Source organism: Microbispora sp. H10830, from assembly GCF_014161375.1.
Lineage (GTDB): Bacteria > Actinomycetota > Actinomycetes > Streptosporangiales > Streptosporangiaceae > Microbispora > Microbispora catharanthi.
Genome location: NZ_JABBWX010000007.1, coordinates 196,993 through 216,777, shown reverse-complemented (window position 1 = coordinate 216,777; position 19,785 = coordinate 196,993). Strand labels below are relative to the sequence as shown.

Genomic DNA, 19,785 nt, shown 5'->3' with positions numbered 1-19,785 from the left:
CGACCCGGCCCGTGCCCGTACGTGCCACTTCGGGATCGCCGGGACGAGGGTCCGCGCGGAGGTTCACGCCCCCTCGGGCAGGGCGGTGCGGAGGAACCCCTCGTACCCGCGCGCGGCCACCCGGTCGCACATGGCCCGGTAGTTGCCCACGCCGCCCGCGTACGGCAGGAAGGTGCGGGGCTTTCCGGCGATGTTCGCACCGGAGTACCAGCTCTCGGCCCTGCCGTAGAGGGTGAACTCGGCCAGCTCCCTGACGTGGTCCATCCAGGCCGCCTCGGCGTCGGCCTCGGCCTCGATCAAGGCCCGTGGGCCGAACGCGCGATCGAGGTCGGCGAGGCAGGCGGCGATCCACTCCACATGCTGCTCGATGGAGACGATCATGTTCGTGAGCACGGAAGGGCTGCCGGGACCGGTGATCGTGAACAGGTTGGGGAACCCGGCGCTCATCAGGCCCAGGTAGCTGCTCGGCCCGGCCGCCCACGCGTCCCGAAGCCGCCGCCCGCCGCGGCCTCGGATGTCCATCGCGAGCAGCGCGCCCGTGATGGCGTCGTATCCGGTGGCGAAGACGATGGCGTCGACGTCGAAGGTCTCCCCGGCGGTTCGGATTCCGTTGGGGAGGATCTCCGTGATGGGGGTCTCGCGCAGGTCCACGAGGGTGACGTCCGGACGGTTGTAGACGGCGTAGTAACCGGTGTCCAGGCACAGGCGTTTGAGCCCAATGGAGTAGCCGGTGGGGACCAGCCGTTCGGCCGTCGCCGGATCGGTCACGATGGAGCGGATCTTGTCTCGTACGAAGTCGGCCGCCGTCCGGTTGGCCTCCTCCGAGAGCAGCAGATCGGAGAAGGCGGCCAGGAAGCCGACCCCGCCGCGCGACCACCTGCGCTCGAACTCGGCCAGTCGCTCCTCCGGGCTCACCTCCAGGGCCGAACGCTCCCCGTACTCGATCAGGAACCCGCCTGGCGAGGTCCGGGCCCGCCGGGCGAGGGCGTCGCGGTTGTCCTTGAACCACCGTTCCCGCGCCGGGTCCAGAGGGCCGTTCACCGCCGGTGTGCTGAAGTTGGGCGTCCTCTGGAACACCGTCACGTGCGCGGCCTGCTCGGCCACGGCGGGAATCAGCTGGATGCCGGACGAACCCGTGCCCACCACGGCGACCCGTTCGCCCGTGAAGTCGACGCCCTCGTGCGGCCAGCGGCCCGTGTGATACCAGCGGCCCTCGAAGGATCCGAGGCCGGGCGGGTCGGGGACGTTGGCCGCCGACAGGCAGCCGACGGCGGTGATGAGGAACCTGGCGCGCAGAGGGGCGCCGTGTTCGGTCGTCACCGTCCAGCAGCCGTCGTCCTCGTCGTACACCGCGCCCGTCACCCGCGTGCCGAACCGGATGTCCTCGCGCAGGTTCAGCCGATCGGCGACATGGCCCGCGTACCGCAGGATCTCCGGCTGTGCGGCGTAGCGCTCGCTCCAGCTCCACTCCCGGGTGATCGCGGGGCAGAAGGAGTAGGAGTACTCCAGGCTCTCCACGTCGCAGCGCGCTCCCGGGTAACGGTTCCAGTACCAGGTGCCGCCGACGTCTCCGCCCGCTTCCAGGACGCGGGCCGTGAAGCCCGAGACACGCAGCCGGTGCAGCATGTACATGCCGGCGAATCCGGCGCCGACGACGATCGCGTCGAACCTGGCCGCACGATCGTGCGGCCTCACCAACGTCTCGGACACGAACGAATTCCTCCTGCGGGAGCGCGAACCGGCCCAGGGAAGGCCTCCAGACCCGGCCGCTCGTAGAGGTGAGCGGCGGGCGACCGCCAGGCCGACCGGTCGACGACTTTCGCATCCGGTTCTGTAACGGGCCTGAAACGACGGGGCGGCACCTCGTCCTGCGCGCTCCGGCGTACCGGACCGCCTCTCTGGAATCGCGCTGACGCGCAACGCGCGGCCGCTCGCCCCCTGCGTCAGCGGCGCGTCAGCGGGGCTCCAGGATCCGGTGCGACAGTGTCCGCGGCGGAGGCTCGGGGGAGCGCCTCGGCGGCCACGAGACCGCATCAGGCGGAGTGCCGGCGCGGGGCTTCTCACCGCGGTGCCGTCCCGGGACACCGGGAGACGGTCGGGGACGCGACGGTGACCCTCGCGCGCCGAGGGTCACCGGTGGCGCCCTGCGCCGAGCCCCGAGGCAGGACCGCACGCAGGACATCTCGAAGGGGGAGAACGAGTGCTGGAGAAGCTGGTCGAAGGCGATCTTCCGCCGGTCATACTTGTGGACTTCGCCATGTTCTCCACCGCCGACACGATGACCGGCCTGATGGGCGTCCCGGAATCGCGGTGGGAGACCTACCGCATCGACGCCGTGCAGGATCTCGAGATCCACGGGTCCCTGACCATCGCCCGGCTGGCCGACCTGTACGCGAAGGAGATCGAGGGGCTGGGGAGCCGGCCCGCCGCCGTGCTCGGCTACTGCAGCGCGGCGACGCTCGCACTCGCGCTCGCGAAGCGGCTCGCGAGCGCCGGGGACGGGCACGCGCCCGCCGTGGTCCTCGTCGAGCCGACGTGGCTCACCGTGACCATGATCGGGCAGGAGCTGGACGCCCTGAGGGCGACGCTCGGCGCGACCGGAGACCGGCCCGCCGAGCTCACACTCGACACCGTCCTCGCCACGCTCACCGGCGACCTCACGATCAAGCTCGCCGCCGACGGCATGCCCGAGGCCGAGATCGAGACGTGCGTCGCGATGCTGACCCAGCGCTACGAGGCATGGTTCGGCTTCCTCTTCGCGACCGTGGACGCGGCCGTGCCGACGCCCGAGGCGCCGGTTTCGCTCGTCGTCAGCGGTGACAGTGACCGGGGACCGGCGCCGGGATGGACCGCGGCGCAGTGCTCCTGCGTCCGGGTCGACGTTCCCCCCGGTGAGTTCCTGCGGAGCCCCGTGGTGCGCCAGAAGATCTTCGATCTGATCGACCGCGTGTGAACGCGACCACGGCGGGTGGACCGCCGCAGACGTCGTACCGGGCGCGTGTCTACTGCTTCGCCCACGCGGGCGGCTCGGCGGGGGAGTTCCGTGAGTGGACGGGCCTCGCCGACGAGGTCGAGATCATCGGTGTGGAACGGCCGGGACGCGGCGCCAGGTTCGCCGAACCGGCCTCACGGGATCTGCGCGCCCTGGCCGGGGAGCTGGCGGACTCCCTGCCGCTTGACCTGCCCTTCGGTCTGTTCGGCCACAGCTTCGGCGCCCTGCTCGCCTTCGAGATCGCGCACGCGCTGCGCGCTCGCGGTCGCAGGACCCCCGATTGGCTGTGGGTGTCCGCCTTCCCGAGTCCCGACATCGCGCGCCGAGAGCCCGAGGTGCGGCACCTCCCGGACGCCGACCTGCTGTGGACGCTGCACAGGAGGCACGACGGGATTCCCGCCGAGGTGCTGGAGAGTCCCGAACTGATCGAGATCGTGGCGACGTACATGCGGGCCGACTACGCGGCCATGGAGACCTACCGATTCCAGGACCGCCGGCCGCTGGCGTGCGCTTTGCAGGTCCTGTGCGGTGCCGACGAGCACGACCTGCACGACAGGCTCGGCGGCTGGGAGAAGCACTCGGCCGGCGCCTTCTCCATGCGCCTTCTCCCGGGCGGCCATTTCTACCTGCGCCGTCCCGGCAACAGGCGCCGCATCGTGCAGGCGATGCGCGATGCGGCGATGACCATCGATCCGACTCCGGGGGTGGAGTGATGAGGGAGATCCCAACCTGTCAGCGACGCGACGGAGGCGGTCGCTCATGACCTCCGAACCGCGACAGTGGGGGCGTGCGCCGGAGGTGGACGCTGAGGCGTCCGTGGGAGAGCTGATCGCCGAGGCGGGCGCCGAGTTCCCGGAGCTGCCGGCGGTCCGGGATCTCGGGCGGGGCCTGAGCCTGACCTACGCGCAACTCCTCGGACAGGTCGAGGCGCAGGCCGACGGGCTGCTGGCACGCGGGGTCGGGGCCGGCGACCACGTGATCGTGGCGCTGCCCCGTTCCGTCGAGGAGATCGTGGCCGTCCTCGCCGTTCTCAGCGTGGGGGCCGTCTACGTTCCTGTGGACGCCTCGCTCCCGGAGCCGAGGCTCAGGTCGATGCTCGACCCGGTCCGGCCGAAGGCCGTGGTCGCGGACTTCGCCGCGGCCCGCTCCATCGTCCGGGCCGCCCCCGCAGGGTGCGTGCCCGTCCAACCGGCGCCGATGACCCACCCGCCCGCCGCCGGCCCGCGCAGGGCTTGGGCCCACCGGGATCCCGGGGACATCGCCTACATCACGTTCACGTCGGGATCGACCGGCGTGCCGAAGGCCGTGCGCATTCCCCACCGCGGTGTCGTGCGCCTCGTACGCGGGGCCGTCTACGCGCGGAGGGGGCCCGGCGAGCGGATGCTCCGGCTCGCCCCGCTGGCCTTCGACGCCTCGACGCTGGAGATCTTCTGTGCGCTCGCCACCGGCGCGACCGTGGAGGTCTTTCCCGACGGCCCGGTCTCGCCAGGCGAACTGGCGGCGTTCATGCGCGAGGCCGAGGTCAGCGTCGCCTTCCTGACCGCGGGCCTCTTCCGGGTCGTGGCCGCCGAGGCGATCGAGGCGTTCGCCACCGTCCGGCAGGTGTTCACCGGCGGTGACGTCGTGCCCCCGGACGCGGTCCGCGCCGTGCTGTCGCGTCATCCCGGGCTGACGGTGGTCAGCGCGTACGGACCGACCGAGAACACCACGTTCTCCACGGTGCATTCCATGCGGAGCGCGGCGGAGGTCGAGGCGCCCGTGCCGATCGGCAGGCCGATCGCGGGCACCTCCGCGCTGGTCCTCGACGAGGCGGGCGAGCCGGTCGGGCCGGGCGAGGTCGGCGAGCTGTATCTCGGCGGCAGCGGGCTGGCCGCCGACTACCTGGACGCCCCCGAGGAGACGCAACGGGCCTTCGTGACACCCCCCGGCCGGCGGGAGCGCTTCTACCGCACGGGCGACCTCGTGCACTGGGACACGACGGGACGACTGCACTTCGACGGGCGGCGCGACCGGCAGGTGAAGGTGCGCGGCTACCGGATCGAGCTGGCGGAGATCGAGGGCCGGCTGGCCGGGCACGCCGATGTGCGGGACGTCGCCGTCGTGGTGACCGGCGCCGACGCCGGATCCAGGCGCCTGCTCGCCGCCGTGGTGGCTGACCACGAGGACGGCCTGGTGGCACGCCTGCGCGAAGCGCTGCGCGCCGAACTGCCCGACTACATGGTGCCGGCGCTGTGGGTGGTGACCGACAGGCTGCCGTACACCTCGAATGGCAAGGTGGACGTCGCCGAGCTCGAACGCCGCGCCCCGGCGGGCGACCGCGGCCGGCCGCCGGCTCCGGCCGCCGCGGGGACGACGCGCCACGGCGACGGCGGCGGACGCGGCGAGGACCGCGGGCCGGTCTTCGAGGACGTCATCGCCGGCGTATGGCGCGAGGTGCTGGGCACGGCCGATTTCGGCGTCCAGGATCCCTTCTTCGAGATCGGCGGGGACTCGCTGCTGGCCGGGCGCGTGCACACACGCCTGCGCGCCGAGCTGCCCGACCACCCCCTGCGCATCGTGGACATCTTCCAGTACCCGACCGTCCGGGCGCTGGCCGAGCATCTGAGAGGGGTGCGGCGGTGAGCCGGGAGACGGGCGCACAGCGGGAGGGCGTCGCGATCATCGGCTTCGGGCTGCGACTGCCCGGCGCCGAGACCGCCGCGCAGTTCTGGGACAACATCGCTTCCGGCCGGGAGTGCCTCACCCGGTTCGAGCCCGGCGAGCTGGCGGCGGAGGGGGTGCCGGAGGCTGTTGTCGCCGATCCGGCCTACGTCCCGGTGCGCGGGGTGATTTCGGGCGTCGAGGACTTCGACGCCGGTCTGTTCGGCATGCCGCCGCGCGAGGCCCAGGTCACAGACCCGCAGCAGCGACTCTTCCTCGAGTGCGCCTTCGAGGCCCTGGAGAACGCCGGATACACCCAGGAGACGGCCCCCGGTCCGATCGGGGTGTACGCGGGCACGGGCAAGAACCACTACCTGATGCGGCACGTCATCGGGCACGCCGGCCTCGTCAGGAACCTCGGGGACATGGCCATGCTCGTCGGCCACGAGAAGGACCATGTGGCGACGCGCACGGCCTACCGGCTCGGTCTGCGGGGCCCTGCGATCACCGTTCAGACCTCCTGCTCCACGTCGCTGGTCGCCGTGCACATGGCCGTGCAGAGCCTGGTGCGGCACGAGGCGGACCTCATGCTCGCCGGCGGCGCGTCGGTCGTCCTGCCCCAGAGGTCCGGCTACCTCTACAGCCCGCACGACATCCTGTCGCCCGACGGGCACTGCCGTGCCTTCGCGAAGGACGCCAGGGGCGCCGTGCCGGGCAACGGTGTCGGCGTCGTGGTGCTGAAGCGGCTGAGCGACGCCGTACGCGACCGGGACACGATCTACGCGGTGATCAGGGGATCGGCCGTCAACAACGACGGGGAGCGCAAGGTCGGCTACACCGCCCCCAGCGTGAGCGGGCAGGCGGACGTCATCCGCGCCGCGCAGGCCGCGGCGGGCGTGGGCCCGGACACGATCCAGTACGTCGAGACCCACGGCACCGGCACGGAACTCGGCGACCGGATCGAGGTCGAGGCCCTCGTCCAGGCGTTCGGGCGGGGCGAGCCGGGTTCCTGTGCGCTCGGCACCCTGAAGCCGAACATCGGGCACGTGGACATCGCCGCCGGAGTCGCCGGACTGATCAAGGCGTCGCTCGCACTGCACCACGGCCGCATCCCGCCGAGCATCAACTGCGATCAGGAGGACCCCGGCCTGGGCCTCGACGACAGCCCGTTCTACATCAACAGGACGCTGCGGCCCTGGCCCGCGACGGACGGCCCGCGCAGAGGCGCGGTCAGCGCTTTCGGCGTCGGCGGCACGAACGCGCACGTCGTGCTCGAACAGGCTCCCCCCACCGTCGACAGCCGGCCGGCGCCGGCCCTGCCCGTCATCGTGCCGCTCTCGGCGCACACCCCGGACGCCCTGACCGAGCTGACCGACCGGCTGGCCGGGCACGCGCGCGCCAACCCCGAGGCCGACGTCCGCGACATGGCGCACACGCTGCGGCTCGGCCGCCGGCAGCGGGAGTACCGCTCCGCCGCGGTCGTGTCCGGCGCCGCCGAGCTGGGTGTTTCCTCGGCGTTCCGGCTGCCGGCCCGCAGCAGCGACTCGGTGAGCGTCGGCTTCCTCTTCACCGGCCAGGGCAACCAGCACCCCGGCATGGCCGCGGAGCTGTACGACCGGTTCCCCGTCTTCCGCGCGGCCATGGACGACTGCGCCAGGGAGTTCTCCGTCAGCACCGGCGTCGACATCCGCTGGACGCTGTGCGACGTCCCCGGCGACCGTGCCGCCGCCCAGGCCGAACTCGACGGCATGGCCCTCGCCCAGCCGTCCGTCTTCGCCGTGGAGTACGCGACCGCCACGCTGCTGCTGTCGCTGGGACTGCGGCCCACGGCGTTGATCGGGCACAGCCTGGGCGAGTACGCGGCGGCCTGCATCGCGGGGGCGATGAGTCTGGCGGACGCCGCGGCGCTGGTGGGGGCCCGGGGCCGCCTGCTGGACCGCGTGCGGGGCGGCGCGATGCTGGCGGTCTTCGCGGCGGAGGAGAGCGTCGCCCCGCTGTTGCCCGCGTCCCTGTCGGTGGCCGCGATCAACGCGCCCCGCTCCATCGTGGTGACCGGCCCGGCCGACGCGATGCCGGACCTCGTCGAGCGGCTCGACGCGCGCGGCATCCGGCACCGTAAGGTCCCCGTGCCGATCGCGGCGCACTCGGCGATGCTGGACGGCCTCCTCGACGAGTTCCGCGCCCATGCCGAGAGGCTCACCTACCGCCCGGCCGCCATCCCGGTCGTCTCCGGGATCACCGGACGGCCCGTCGACCCGGAACGCGGTTTCGACGCGGACTACTGGACGCGCCACCTGCGCCAGACCGTCCGGTTCGCGGCCGCGGTCGAGTACGCCCTCCAGTGGCGCGACCCGCTGTTGATCGAGGTGGGCCCCGGCCACACGCTCGCCAACCTGGCGCACGAGACGGCGGCAGGCCGCCCGCTGGTGGCTCTCGCCGCCCTGCCCGGCCGCAAGGACGACGCGCGGCCGCTGCGGACCCTGCTGGAGGCCGTGGCCGCGGCGTGGTGCGCCGGAGCCCCGGTGGACTGGTCCGCCCTCGACGACGACCCGCACGCGCGCCGGGTGCCCCTGCCCCGCTACCCGTTCCAGCGCGGCAGGCACTGGCTCGATCCGGTGGCGCCCGAGCCGTCCGGACCGGAACGCGGCGTGCGCATGCCCGCGCCCGCGCCGGCGCCCGCTCCGGAGACCGCCGCGGAGCAGCGCGGCTTCCCGGCGGAGCGGGAGATCACGGTCGTCTGGCGGGACCTGCTGGGAGTGGAGGACGTCGGCCCCGATGACAACTTCTTCGCGCTCGGCGGCCAGTCCCTCCTCCTCGTCCGGATGATCGCCCGGCTCAAGGAGCTGACCGGCGTCGCCATCCCGCTGCGGGACGCGGTCGCCGCCCCGACCGTGCGGGGGATCGCGGCGCTGCTCGCGCACCACGGAAGGGGCCGCGCATGACCGCCGGTGACGCCAGGCTCGCGGTCGTCTTCGGCGAGGGCGCGGTGACCCTCGGCGACATGCTGGTCGGCCTGGGCTTCTGCCACGATCCGATCTTCGTGGTGGCGCCGGGCCCGGACGGCGCGCGCTACGCCGCCCTGCTCGAGTCGGCGGGCACCGTCATGACGCTCACCGGAGACGCGCACGCCGACGGCCGCGCCCTCCGCGCGGCGGGGGTGAGCGGGATGGTGACCTTCAGCGAGCGGGAGCTTCCCGTCGCCGCCGGGCTCGCCGCCGCGGCCGGCCTGCCGTTCCACAGCCCGGAGACCGTCGAACGGCTCACCGACAAACACCTCCAGCGGCGGGCGATGCGCGAGCACGGCATCGAGACCCCGGCGTCGTGGCTGCTGCGCGGCCCCGCGGACTGGCCCCGGGACGTTCGGCTGCCCGCCGTGCTCAAGCCGGTCCGGGGTGAGGGCAGCCGCAACACTCACCTGGTAGAGGACGCCGCCGAGGGCGCGGCCCTGGCCGGCCGGCTCCTCGACCCCGAGGGCGCCGCCGCGGAGGAGGGTCTCGTCGTCGAGGAGTGCCTGACGGGCGTCCCGAGCGAGCCCTTCGGCGACTACGTCTCGGTGGAGAGCGCCTGCGCGGGCGACAGCATCCACACGATCGGCGTCACCGGGAAACTTCCGCTGCTGCCGCCGTTCCGCGAGAACGGGCAGTTCTTCCCGGACACGCTGGACGACGCCCTGCGGGCCGAAGTGATCGAGATGACCGAACGGACGCTCCGGGCCCTCGGCGTGCGGCATGGGATCACCCACACCGAAGTCAAGATCACCGATCGCGGGCCCCGCGTCATCGAGGTCAACGGCCGCATCGGCGGGTTCATCAACGAGCTGTACCTGCGGGCGACCGGCATGGACCTCATCGAGGTCGCGGGCCGGCTCGCACTCGGGCAGGACGTGGAGCCGGCCGTGCGTCCCCGGGACGGCGTGTTCTTCCAGCACTACACCCGGCCGCTGCCCGAGGCGACCCGGGTGGTCGCGATCGAGGGGGCCCGCTCGCTCACCCGGATTCCGGGGATCACCGCGCGACGCCAGCTCGTCCAGCCGGGCACTCCGTTGCCGGGCGACGGCAAGGCGGTCTATCTCGACCTGCTCGTCGGCGACGCGCCGTCACACCGGGAGATGCTCGCCGTGCTCGACCACGCCCTTTCGGGGATCGGCTTCACCTTCGACACTCCGGCGGGCCCGGTCACCCGTACCGGCGCCGAGCTGCGCGACAGAGTTCCGGTCCACCGCTGACCGGGCGCGAACCAGGGGGGCTTGTATGGGAGAAAGAAAAGCGGGGGCGAGCGGGCCGGACAGCGGCCGCTCCGAGGCGGCGGGGATCGCGGTCGTCGGCTACGGCAACGCCGGGCGCCAGCACGTCGACGCCCTGGCCGGCGTCGCCGGCGCGTACGCCGCCGCGGTGGTGGAGACGGACCCGACGGCGGCGTCGCGAGCGCGGGGCGCGGGACTGACGGTGCGCGCGCTGGACGAGGTGCTGGCGGACGACGCCGTCCGGGCGCTGGCGCTGTGCCTGCCCCCGGGCGCCCGTACGGACGTCGCGCGGGCCGCCGTGGCCGCGGGCAAGCATCTGCTGCTGGAGAAGCCGCCGGCGCGCACCGCGGAGGAGCTCGCCGGGCTGCTCTCGCTCGCGGACGACGGCGAGGTCCTGGCCGCGGTGATGTTCCAGCACCGGTTCGCCCTGCCGGAACCGCTGCGTGCGATCGAGCCGGAACGGTTCGCGGGGGCCGTCGCGAGCCTGACGGTCTCCCGCGCGCGTCCCGACGCGCACTACCGGCAGGCCGGCTGGCGCTCCGACCCCCGCCACGCGCTCGGAGGCGTCACGGCACACCTGGGAGTGCACTACCTCGACCTGGCATGCCAGCTGCTCGGAACGCCGCGGGCCGTGACGCCTCTGTCCAGGACCGACGCCGCACCGGGCATCGACACCCAGCTGTGCGGGCACATCGCGTTCGAGTCCGGCGCCCAGCTGTCGGTCGCGATCACCAGCCGCTCCGTCGCGAGGGCCGAGCAGCTCACGGTGCTCGGCGCCGACGCCTGGCTGGAGGTCCGTTCCGGCGCCGTCACCGGCGAGATCGACGGCAGGCCGATCGAGGGACGAACCCGTCCCGCGTCGGTGTTGCGCACCGAGGTCTACCAGGAGTTCTCCGGCGCGGTGGCGGGCCGCACCGCCCTCGGTCTGGCCGCGCTCAGCCGCAGCCGCGGGGTGGTGGAGGCGCTGGACGGCCTTCTCTCCGGGCACGCCCCCGCCGCTCGCACCGCGGGGGCCGCCCGATGACGAACGCCCCGGCCATCGGTCTCAGCTCGGGCACCCTGCCCGGAGCCACCGCCGCGGAACTCGCCGACGCCGTCCTCGCGTACGGCGGTTCCGGTGTCGACCTGAGGATCGGCAAGAACCAGCGGTGGGAGCGCGACGGCGTCGCCGAGGCGGTGCGCGGGTTCGCCGCGGCAGGGCTCCACGTCTTCTTCACCGGCGTCGGGTGGCGGCTCGGCGATCCCGCCCTGCCGGATCCGGCGGCGGCAGACGTGCCGTCCAAATGGCCGGTGAAGGTCTTCTGCGTCGAGGCGCCCGACGTGGGGCTGGTCGCCGACCAGGTGGCGGCCGCCGCGGACGCCGGGCTCGAACTGTGGGTCGAGACGCATGCCGGGGGCCCCGGCGTGAACGGCCTGATCGATCTCGCCGAACGCACCGGTGTGGGGGTCGTCCTCGACGTCCTGGGTCTCGACGAGATCGGCGGCGCGGACCGGCGTCAACTGGCCGGCCTCGCCCCGCACGTACGGGCGGCCCAGGTCAAGGGTGTGCGGCGGACCTCCGATGGAGTGCGGCACCGCTCCCTGACGCCGGCCGACCTCGAGCCCGTCCTGCGGGTCATGGACCGTGCCGCGCTGCGATGCGTGACGGTCGAGTCCCGCGCGGGGACCCCGGCGGCGGACATGGCCGTTCTCGCCGCCGCCCTCGCCACCGCCCTCGTGCCGGCGGGCGCCCACCCGAACGCGACTGCGGCGACGAAGCCGCCGGAAAAGGAAGAGGGACTCCGATGAAACTGGCAGTCATCGGCGACGAGCTGGCGCAGGACTGCCGGGTGGTCGCCGAGACCACCGCCGAGCTGGGATTCGACGCCGTCGAGATCAGGTCGATGGAGGGCACCCCGCCCCATCTGCTCACCGACGACCAACTGGTGCGGGCCCGGGCGATCCTCGACGAGCACGGGCTGGCGAACGCCGGGTTCGCGCCGCCCGCGTTCAAGGTCGCGCTGCCGGAGACGGACGACGACCTGCGGGCCGCCGCGAACCTGCTGGTGGACGGCTGCCGCCGGGCGGCGCTGCTCGGCGCCCCCCACGTCAGGATCTTCAGTTTCTACCGTGACGGCGACCCCGACCCGGTCCGCGCCGCCCGCGTGGCCGCCCGCGTCCTGGACGGGCTGCGGCTACCCGTCCCGCTCGTCGTGGAGAACGGCACCAGGACCAACACCCCGACGTTGCGGCACGTGATGACCTTCCTCGAGGCGCTCGGCCGTGACGACGTGGGCGTGCTGTGGGACCCGGGCAACAGCGTCTTCAGCGGCTGGGACCCCGTCCCCTTCCCCGGCGACTACGAGGTGGGCCGCGAGCGGATCCGCCACGTGCACGTGAAGGACCCCGACGGCACTCGCGGATACGTCCGGCTCGGCGACGGCGACCTCGACTGGCCGGTGATGCTGCGACGGCTGGCGGACGACGGCTACACCGGGTTCGTCAGCCTTGAGACCCATTGGCGCCAGGGCAGGCAGCTCACCGCCGCCGAGCGCGACGACCCATGGGGCGAGGAGTTCTCGCGCGGAGCCTACGTGGCGAGCGTGGCGTGCATGCGACGGCTGCGCGGCTGGCTGGACGACCTGGCCACGGCGGGCGCGGGATCGTGACCGTGCCGGGAGCATCGCCGCTGATACTGCTCGGCGCGCAGCGCTCGGGCACCACCGCCCTGGCGGGGGTGCTCGACACGGCCTTCGAGGCGGTGGGCGGACTCTTCACGATCAACGGGAAACTGCCCTACGTGCTGCATCGCTGGTGCACGGAGGAGGACGTCCGGGCCCGTCACCTGCGTGTCGACGAGATGCTGCACGCCCTGCGCCGCAGACCGCCGTACGGACGGCGCGGCGAGCGGTGGCTCGCCACGGTGGAGAGCGTGTTGCGTGAGGCGGCCGCCGAGGTCGCCGCAGGATCCACCGGGGACGCGGTGGCACTGCGGCGCGACCTCGTACGGCGCGCCTACGCGGGCGCGACCCGCTTCGGCGAGAAGTACAACGAATACCTCCTCGAACTCGACCGGCTCGCCGAGACCGTGCCGGACGCCCGGTGGGCGCTGCTGGTCCGCCATCCCTCGGCGGTGGCGGCCTCGATGCTGCGGTGGTCGGGCGACCGCCCGTGGCGCCCCCGCACGCGCGAGGCCGCGCTGGACAAGTGGGCCGCCTGGCACGAGCCCTGGCTGCGGCACGAGCGAACCCGCGACCCCGCCCGCTGTGTGGTGGTCGAGTACGGGCGGCTGTGCGGCGGCGAGGACCTCGATCGGCTCTCCGAGGCGGCGGGCCTGGAGCTCGCCCCCTTCGCGGGTCTGCTCACCGAGCGTCCGGCGCCGCAGATGCCGGACGATCTGCCGCCGCACGTGGAACGGATCTGGCACGACCTTCTCGAGCGGAGAACGCTGTGACCGTAATCCCCGACGCACGAAAGGCATTTCCGACATGAGCGACCGCCCGCAGCCCCAGCCGTACGAGACCACGACCGCCACCTCCGCCTTCGGCCTCGGGCTTCACCACGTGCAGCTCGCTCTGCCGCCGGGGGAGGAGGAGGTCTGCCGTCGTTTCTACGTGGACGTGCTCGGCATGACCGAGATCCAGAAGCCCCCTGTGCTCGCCGCCCGTGGCGGCCTGTGGGTCCGCGCCGACAACCTCGAGATCCACCTGGGGGTCGAGGAGGACTTCCGCCCGGCGCGTAAGGCCCACCCCGGCATCCTTGTCGCGGATCTCGACGCCCTCGCCGCGTCGCTGGCCGACCGGGGGGTCGAGGTCACCTGGGACGACAACTTCCCCGGCCACCGGCGTTTCTATGTGAAGGACTGCCACGAGAACCGGCTGGAGTTCCTCAGCCCGGTCGAGTCGCGAAAGCCCGGGTCGTGAGCGCCCCGGATGTCCTCCGCCGCCTCGCGCGCAACTGGATAGGGCTCCCCGACGTCCCCGGCGCCCGGCGCTGGGCCTGGGTGGCGGTCATCGACGCGGTCGGCACGGGCATGCGCATCCCGGTCACCGTCCTCTATCTGACCGCCGTGGTCCAGTTGCCCGCGGCGTCGGTGGGCGTCGGGCTCGGGGTCGCGGCCCTGGTGGGAACGGTGTGTGCGCCCGCGGCCGGCGCGCTCATCGATCGTCTCGGCCCCAAGACCGTGGTCATCGCCTGCTTCCTGACCGCGGCGACCGGCTACTTCGGCTACCTCGCGATCCGCGACTGGGTCTCCTTCATGGTGGTCGCGGTCGTCGCCGAGATCGCCGAGCACAGCGCGCGGCCCGCCAAACAGGCGCTCGTGGCCGCGATGGTCACCCCGGAGCAGCGTGTGCCGCTGATGGCCTTCCAGAGGTCGGTGCGCAACATCGGCTTCGGCCTCGGCGGGCTGACCAGCGCGGCGCTGGTCGCACTGAAGGCCCACACCGGCTACACGATGGTGCTGGCCGGGGACGCGGTGTCGTTCCTCGTGGCCGCCGCGCTGGTCATCGGCATCCACGTGACGCGCCCGGCGGCCGCCCGCGCCGCCGCCGCCGCCGGCGCGGGCACGGGCGGGGGCGGGGGCGGGAAGGCGAGCCCGCGTGGCGGGTTCCGCGAGGTGCTCGCCGACCGCAGGTACGTCGCGCTGGCCGTGCTGAACACGCTGGTCATGACGCACGTGACGGCCCTGAACGTGGGCGTGCCGCTCTGGATCGACCAGCACACCGCCGCCTCGCCGGGGCTGGTGGGAGTGCTGTTCGCGATGAACACGGCGCTCGTCGTGCTCCTGCAGGTCCGGCTGACCAAGGGGATCTCCCGGGTCGGCCAGACGCCGCCGGTTTACGCCCGGGCCGCGGCGGCCTTCGCGCTCGCCGCGATCGCCTATTGGGCGGCGTCCCTGGCAGGGGACGCGTTGTCGGTCGTCGTGGTCCTCCTGGTGGTCGGCGTGCTGGCCCATACCGCGGCCGAGTTGTACGGCGCGGTCGGCGAGTGGACGGTCTCCGTCAACCTCGCTCCGGAGCACCTGCGGGGTCGTTATCTCTCCCTGTTCTCCATCAGCTTCTCCGCGCACCAGGCGATCGGCCCGGTGCTCGTCATCGTCCTGATCACGCAGGCGCCCGGTATCGCCTGGTTCGTCCTGGCGGCGGTTCTGGGGGTGGGCTGCCTGGCGAGCGCCTGGCTGGCCCACGGAGCCGAGGAACCGGCCGAGACGGGCACGACGACCGAACCGGCCGCGGCCACCGCGGCGCCCGGCACCGACTCGAAGGAAGCGAGCAGCACGGCATGACCACACCTGACCACACGCCGCCCGCCTCGACCGCCGACCTGCTCGGCGAGGCGTGGCAGGCGGCCCTGGGCGCGGCCCCGGCCGGACCGGACACGGACTTCTTCGCCGTGGGAGGCGACTCCCTGCTGGCCGTACGGATGCTGAGCAGGCTCCGCCAGGCCCGTGTCGCCGCGACACCGGCCGACATCCTTCGCGGGCGCACGTTCAGCGGCATCCTGTCCCGGCTCGAAGCGCTCCGCGAGGCCACGGACCCGATGGGATCGGAGGGCACGGCCGGCGGGGGAAGGACCGGCACGGTGCCGCTGCTCCCCACCCAGCACCGCTGGATCGCCAACGGATTCACCGATCCCGACCACTTCTCCCTCGGCTGGATCTTCGACGTGCCGGGGCGCACGCCCGACGGCCGGCCTGTGGACACCGGGGACGTGGAGGCCGCCGTCCTCGCCCTGGCCGGCAGGCACGAGGCTCTGCGCACCCGCTATGTGCTCGAGGGCGAGGGCGCGCCGCGCGCAGAGGTGCTCCCCGCCGCGCCGGACGGGCTGTTCGTCAAGGCCGACGTGCCCGACGACGAGGTGCCCGGCGTGCTGCGGGACGGCTGGCGGGCGCACCGGCTCGCCGAAGGGCGGGTGCTGGCCGCGCGCTGGCTGCCGGCCCAGCGGCTGCTCCAGGTCGCGCTCCACCACCTGACGCTCGACGGTTTCTCCGTCGAGCTCATCGCGGACGACCTGGAGGCCCTCCTCGTCGGCGCGGACCTCCCGGCCGCTCCCGGCGCGCCACGGGACCGGGCGCCGGCGCTGTCCGCCTGGCTGACCTCCGCACAGGCCGGCCGGGACGCGGCGGCGTGGGCCGGCCAGGACTGGACGCGGGTCCGTCCGGTGCCGGTCGAGGCGACCGGGCCCGGCCTGCTGACCAGCATGGACGTCGCGAGCGCCGAACTGGACGTCGCGCACACGGCCGCGGTCCAGCGGCTGGCCGTGCGCAGTGATCTGACCTTCGAGGCGTTGGTGCTGACCGCCGCCGCGGACGCGATCACGGAGCGGTTCGGCCTGCCCGGGGTGAGCGTGGACACCTACCACCACGGGCGGGACAAGCTGCCCGGCGGACCGGACATCACCGCCGGAATCGGATACTTCCAGGCCAGCTATCCCGTCGTGGTGACCGCCGGCCCGGGTGACTGGCTGGAGCGGGCCGCGGCCGTGTTCGACCGGGTGCCGAAGGACCGCTTCGGGTTCGACGCGCTGCGGTTCGCCGGGCACACCGCCCTCGCGGACCTGCCGTCCAGCGGCATCCGGCTGAACTTCCGCAGCCGGATGAGCGAGATCAACGCCCGTGAGGCGGACTGGCTCCCGCCTTCCACGGTGTCGGCCGGCGGCCGCCGTTCGCCCCGCCAGACGGAACCGTACGTGCTGATGCTGGAGGCCGACCAGGTCGGCGAGCGGTTCGCCTTCGCCGTCAAGTTCAGCCGGGACCACTTCGCCAGGGAGACCGTGGAGCACCTGGTGCGCTCCACCCTCGCGCGGCTCGAGCAGGCCGCTCTCCGTGCCGGGGGGCCGGCATGACGCCGCCCACGACGACCGGCCTCGCGTCCGCGGCCTCCCACCTGCCGCTCGTGCTCGAACTACGGGACGTCGTGCTCTCCGTCGGCCCGCCGGGCGCCGAACGGGTCCTGCTGCGCGGCGCCGACCTGAGGATCCGCGAGGGCGAGAAGGTTCTGCTGTCCGGGTTGGACGGCGAGGCCCGCAGCAGCCTCACGGCCCTGTTGGACGGCCGGATGCCCCCCACGTACGGAACGGTCAGGGTCGGGCCCGTCCGCAGCGGACGCCTCGGGCGCCTGCGGGCCGGCCGGGGCACCACGGTGCTGGACGCCGGAGACGGGCCCGGCAGCGTCACCGTGGCCGACCTGCCGCCGGACGACGACCCGTTCAGCGTTCTGGTACTCGCCGGACACGAATGGGCGGGACTGAGCGTGCCCGGCCGATACCGGTCCCTGCGGCTCGACGGCGGGCAGTTCGTCGAGTCGCCGCCCGCCCGCCCACCCGCGGGGGTCCGCGTCCCGCTGGCCGAACTGCGTCGCCGCACTCTGGCCGCCCTGCTCGAGGCCGGTGTCGAGGCGCCGGCCGCCGAGGCCGCGAGCAGCGTCCTGGTCGACGCCGAACGCCGAGGGCACCGTTCACACGGCGTCGCCCTGCTGCCCACCTACCTCAGGCGGATCGAGGAGGGCGGGATCCGGGCCGCGGCCCGGCCCCGTCTCACCGAGGCCGGCCCCGCCGTCGCGACCGTCGACGCGGGGGGCGGCCTCGGCCAGCCCGCGGCCCGGCTGGCGGCCGACTGGTGCGCGGCCAAGGCGGCGGAGCACGGGCTGGCGGCGGTCGCCGTGCACGACAACAACCACGTCGGAATGCTCGCCGCCTATCGGCACGCGTTCCAGCGGCACCAGGTGGTGGGCTTCCTGCTCAACACCTCCGGCCCCTCCATCGCCGCTCCCGGCGCCGGCAGGCCCACCCTGGGCAGCAACGCGATCTGCCTGGTCACTCCCTCCGCTGAGGGAGGAGAGCCGTTCTGCGTCGACCTGGCGACCGGTGTCGTCGCCGCCGGAAAGATCAGAGACGCCTTGAACAGGGGAGTGCCGGTGCCGCCGGGCTGGCTGCAGGACGCGTCCGGCGCGCCCACGACCGACCCGGGCGACCTCGACCGCGGCGGCTCGATTCCCCTGTTCGGCGGCTACAAGGGGCTGTGCGTCACCCTCCTGGCGGAGATCCTGGCCGGTGCGGTCGCGGGCCGCCGGGTGAGCCCGGACGTCGGCAAGCAGCGCAAGCACCCGGAGCAGGTGATGGGCTGCTCGCAGCTCTTCATCGGGCTGTCCGCCCGGCATCTGGGTCCGGCGGGCGAGCCGGAGGCGCTGGACGGCTTCGTCGACCGGCTGCGCGCCGCCGTGCTGGACGGTCACGCCACCCGGCCGGCCCGCCCATGGTTCCCCGACCAGCCCGAGGAGGACCACGCCGCCGAGGCCGACGCGCACGGGGTGGAGGTGCCGGCGTCCGTGCTGGCCGAACTCGGATGGGGGCTCCCCTGATCGCCGACCTCGCCGACCCCGCGCTCGGCTCCGCCCCCGGTTGGCCGCTGGTGCTGTACTTCCACCACGTCAACGCCCTCGTCGATCACTACACCGCGCTCTCCCCCGACCAGTTCCGCAGGGGCCTCGACACGGTGCTCGGCACGGTCGGCCCGGCGCTGGACCCGGCCGCGGTCGGGCCGGGATTCCGTCCGCCCGACCATCCGAGTGTGCTGTTCACCTTCGACGACGGCTACCGGGACAACCTGCAGGTGGCGGCTCCGCTGCTCGCGGAGTTCGGCGTCAAGGCGCTGCTCTTCTGCGTCACCGGAGAGTTGGACGCCGCCGACCGGCTGAGCGAGTCGGATCGGGCCGCGTTGCCACCCCGCAGGAGCTTCCTGACGTGGGAGGAGGCGGAGCGGTTCGCGGCGCTCGGACATGTGCTGTCGGCGCACACCGTTCGTCACCCCAAGCTGCCGGAGCTCGGCGGAAACGAGGCCGCCGAGGAGGTCACGGCGTCGCTGCGCCGGGTCCGAGAGCGGACGGGCGAGCCGGTGCGGACGTTCGCCTACCCCTACGGGCTCATCCCCGAGCGACCTCCGGTCCCCGCCGGCCTCCTGGCCTTCGGAACGGTCAAGTCCCCGCCGGCCTCCTGGGAGCACCGCCCGCTGCACATCCGCCGCACCTATCTGCCGAGCGGAGAGGTGGAGCGGTGGGCGGGCCTCGCTACTGGATGGAGAGAGCAGTGGTTCGGATCTCAGTAGTCATTCCCACCCGCGACAGAGCTCGCGACCTGCGGCGATGTCTCGACGCGCTGACAGAGTGCGCGCGCCGCCTCGACGGCTCGGACTCCCGGGCGAAGCTGCACCAGGTCATAGTGGTGGACGACGCCTCGGTCACCGGGCACGCCACCGCGGTCGCCAGGTCTTCGCCCCTGCCCGTCGAGATCCTGCGCAGCCGGGACCGGATGGGGGCGGGCGCCAGCCGCCGGCTCGGCGTCGAACTGGCGACGGGTGACGTGCTCGCCTTCCTGGACGACGACGCCGCACCGCGCGGCGACTGGCTCATCCAGGCCGCGACGGTGGACGACGGCAGCCCGGCGATCACCGGGCGGGTGCTCTGCTTCGACTTCGGCCTGCTGTCCCGCGCGCGCCAGGCCCGATACGACGCCCGGTACGCACGGCTGGAACGCGACGCCCCGGTCGGCTTCTTCGCCGGTGGCAACAGCGCGGTCCTGACCGAGGTCTTCCATGAGGTGGGCGGTTTCTCCCAGGAAGGCACGGGCGGGGACAACAGCCTCGCCCGCTCCCTGAAAGAGCGCGGCACCCCGGTGCGGTTCCGGCCCGAGCTGGTCATCGCGCACCGCAACGGGAAGGGCTGGCGGCGCGCTCTGTCGGACGCGTGGTCGTCGGGCCGGCAGCAGGCCGGGCGGATGACCGCGTCCGAAGGGCTGCGGGCGTTGCGCGACGGGGCTGTCGGAGGCACGCGGACGATACGCGAGGTCAACAGGGCCCTGGGGGCGGTCCACGTGCTGGGCAGGTTCACGGCGCCGAGGGGCGTCCGATGACCGTCACGTCCTCGGACGCCCCCGG

General features: G+C 73.5%; 16 protein-coding genes. 15 read left to right on the top strand and 1 reads right to left on the bottom strand.

Annotated elements, in window-relative coordinates; all coding sequences use genetic code 11:
* Positions 1-63: 63 nt before the first annotated feature.
* Positions 64-1,710, bottom strand: coding sequence for an NAD(P)/FAD-dependent oxidoreductase (locus HHX35_RS19830; protein WP_310739181.1), 1,647 nt, complete (start codon positions 1,708-1,710; stop codon positions 64-66).
* A 490-nt stretch (positions 1,711-2,200) separates the two neighbouring features.
* Here HHX35_RS19830 and HHX35_RS19825 point away from each other — a divergent pair, with 490 nt between their 5' ends.
* Genes HHX35_RS19825 through HHX35_RS19755 form a run of 15 tightly spaced genes read left to right on the top strand, consistent with a single transcriptional unit; the run spans position 2,201 to position 19,760 of the window.
* Positions 2,201-2,953 carry a thioesterase domain-containing protein gene (locus HHX35_RS19825; protein ID WP_182900246.1) on the top strand — a complete coding sequence of 251 codons (753 nt, stop codon included), beginning with the start codon at positions 2,201-2,203 and terminating at the stop codon, positions 2,951-2,953.
* Entirely contained in the window at positions 2,950-3,705 is a 756-nt protein-coding gene (locus tag HHX35_RS19820; protein ID WP_182900245.1) for a thioesterase II family protein, read from the top strand. Before HHX35_RS19825 ends, HHX35_RS19820 begins: the two co-directional genes overlap by 4 nt.
* A 46-nt stretch (positions 3,706-3,751) precedes the next feature.
* Positions 3,752-5,614 carry a non-ribosomal peptide synthetase gene (locus HHX35_RS19815; RefSeq protein ID WP_182900244.1) on the top strand — a complete coding sequence of 621 codons (1,863 nt, stop codon included), beginning with the start codon at positions 3,752-3,754 and terminating at the stop codon, positions 5,612-5,614.
* On the top strand, positions 5,611-8,574 hold the full coding sequence (locus tag HHX35_RS19810) for a type I polyketide synthase (protein ID WP_182900243.1): 2,964 nt from the start codon (positions 5,611-5,613) through the stop codon (positions 8,572-8,574). Before HHX35_RS19815 ends, HHX35_RS19810 begins: the two co-directional genes overlap by 4 nt.
* Positions 8,571-9,857, top strand: a complete 1,287-nt coding sequence (locus HHX35_RS19805) for an acetyl-CoA carboxylase biotin carboxylase subunit family protein (protein ID WP_182900242.1) — start codon at positions 8,571-8,573, stop codon at positions 9,855-9,857. Before HHX35_RS19810 ends, HHX35_RS19805 begins: the two co-directional genes overlap by 4 nt.
* A gap of 25 nt (positions 9,858-9,882) precedes the next feature.
* Complete coding sequence (locus HHX35_RS19800; protein ID WP_182900241.1) at positions 9,883-10,899, top strand: Gfo/Idh/MocA family protein; 1,017 nt, start codon at positions 9,883-9,885, stop codon at positions 10,897-10,899.
* Complete coding sequence (locus tag HHX35_RS19795; protein ID WP_182900240.1) at positions 10,896-11,663, top strand: hypothetical protein; 768 nt, start codon at positions 10,896-10,898, stop codon at positions 11,661-11,663. Before HHX35_RS19800 ends, HHX35_RS19795 begins: the two co-directional genes overlap by 4 nt.
* Positions 11,660-12,523: a sugar phosphate isomerase/epimerase gene (locus HHX35_RS19790; protein WP_182900239.1), complete on the top strand. Its 864-nt coding sequence runs from the start codon at positions 11,660-11,662 to the stop codon at positions 12,521-12,523. Before HHX35_RS19795 ends, HHX35_RS19790 begins: the two co-directional genes overlap by 4 nt.
* Before the next feature lie 2 nt (positions 12,524-12,525).
* A complete protein-coding gene (locus HHX35_RS19785) occupies positions 12,526-13,308 on the top strand; it encodes a sulfotransferase (protein WP_182900238.1) in 783 nt (260 codons plus the stop codon).
* A 34-nt stretch (positions 13,309-13,342) separates the two neighbouring features.
* Positions 13,343-13,777 (top strand): VOC family protein, encoded by a 435-nt coding sequence (locus tag HHX35_RS19780; RefSeq protein WP_139576709.1) that lies wholly within the window; start codon positions 13,343-13,345, stop codon positions 13,775-13,777.
* Entirely contained in the window at positions 13,774-15,141 is a 1,368-nt protein-coding gene (locus tag HHX35_RS19775; protein WP_182900237.1) for an MFS transporter, read from the top strand. Before HHX35_RS19780 ends, HHX35_RS19775 begins: the two co-directional genes overlap by 4 nt.
* Entirely contained in the window at positions 15,138-16,700 is a 1,563-nt protein-coding gene (locus HHX35_RS19770; RefSeq protein WP_182900236.1) for a condensation domain-containing protein, read from the top strand. Before HHX35_RS19775 ends, HHX35_RS19770 begins: the two co-directional genes overlap by 4 nt.
* A complete protein-coding gene (locus HHX35_RS19765) occupies positions 16,697-18,214 on the top strand; it encodes an Ldh family oxidoreductase (protein ID WP_182900235.1) in 1,518 nt (505 codons plus the stop codon). The genes HHX35_RS19770 and HHX35_RS19765 overlap by 4 nt, the downstream gene beginning before the upstream one ends.
* On the top strand, positions 18,199-18,957 hold the full coding sequence (locus HHX35_RS19760) for a polysaccharide deacetylase family protein (protein WP_182900234.1): 759 nt from the start codon (positions 18,199-18,201) through the stop codon (positions 18,955-18,957). The genes HHX35_RS19765 and HHX35_RS19760 overlap by 16 nt, the downstream gene beginning before the upstream one ends.
* On the top strand, positions 18,939-19,760 hold the full coding sequence (locus HHX35_RS19755; protein WP_182900233.1) for a glycosyltransferase family 2 protein: 822 nt from the start codon (positions 18,939-18,941) through the stop codon (positions 19,758-19,760). Before HHX35_RS19760 ends, HHX35_RS19755 begins: the two co-directional genes overlap by 19 nt.
* The last annotated feature ends 25 nt before the right edge of the window (positions 19,761-19,785 follow it).

Coding starts and splice junctions, on each gene's coding strand:
- HHX35_RS19815 (WP_182900244.1), top strand. CDS start 3,752: ATGACCTCCGAACCGCGACAGTGGGGGCGTGCGCCGGAGGTGGACGCT.
- HHX35_RS19805 (WP_182900242.1), top strand. CDS start 8,571: ATGACCGCCGGTGACGCCAGGCTCGCGGTCGTCTTCGGCGAGGGCGCG.
- HHX35_RS19800 (WP_182900241.1), top strand. CDS start 9,883: ATGGGAGAAAGAAAAGCGGGGGCGAGCGGGCCGGACAGCGGCCGCTCC.
- HHX35_RS19795 (WP_182900240.1), top strand. CDS start 10,896: ATGACGAACGCCCCGGCCATCGGTCTCAGCTCGGGCACCCTGCCCGGA.
- HHX35_RS19790 (WP_182900239.1), top strand. CDS start 11,660: ATGAAACTGGCAGTCATCGGCGACGAGCTGGCGCAGGACTGCCGGGTG.
- HHX35_RS19780 (WP_139576709.1), top strand. CDS start 13,343: ATGAGCGACCGCCCGCAGCCCCAGCCGTACGAGACCACGACCGCCACC.
- HHX35_RS19770 (WP_182900236.1), top strand. CDS start 15,138: ATGACCACACCTGACCACACGCCGCCCGCCTCGACCGCCGACCTGCTC.
- HHX35_RS19765 (WP_182900235.1), top strand. CDS start 16,697: ATGACGCCGCCCACGACGACCGGCCTCGCGTCCGCGGCCTCCCACCTG.
- HHX35_RS19760 (WP_182900234.1), top strand. CDS start 18,199: ATGGGGGCTCCCCTGATCGCCGACCTCGCCGACCCCGCGCTCGGCTCC.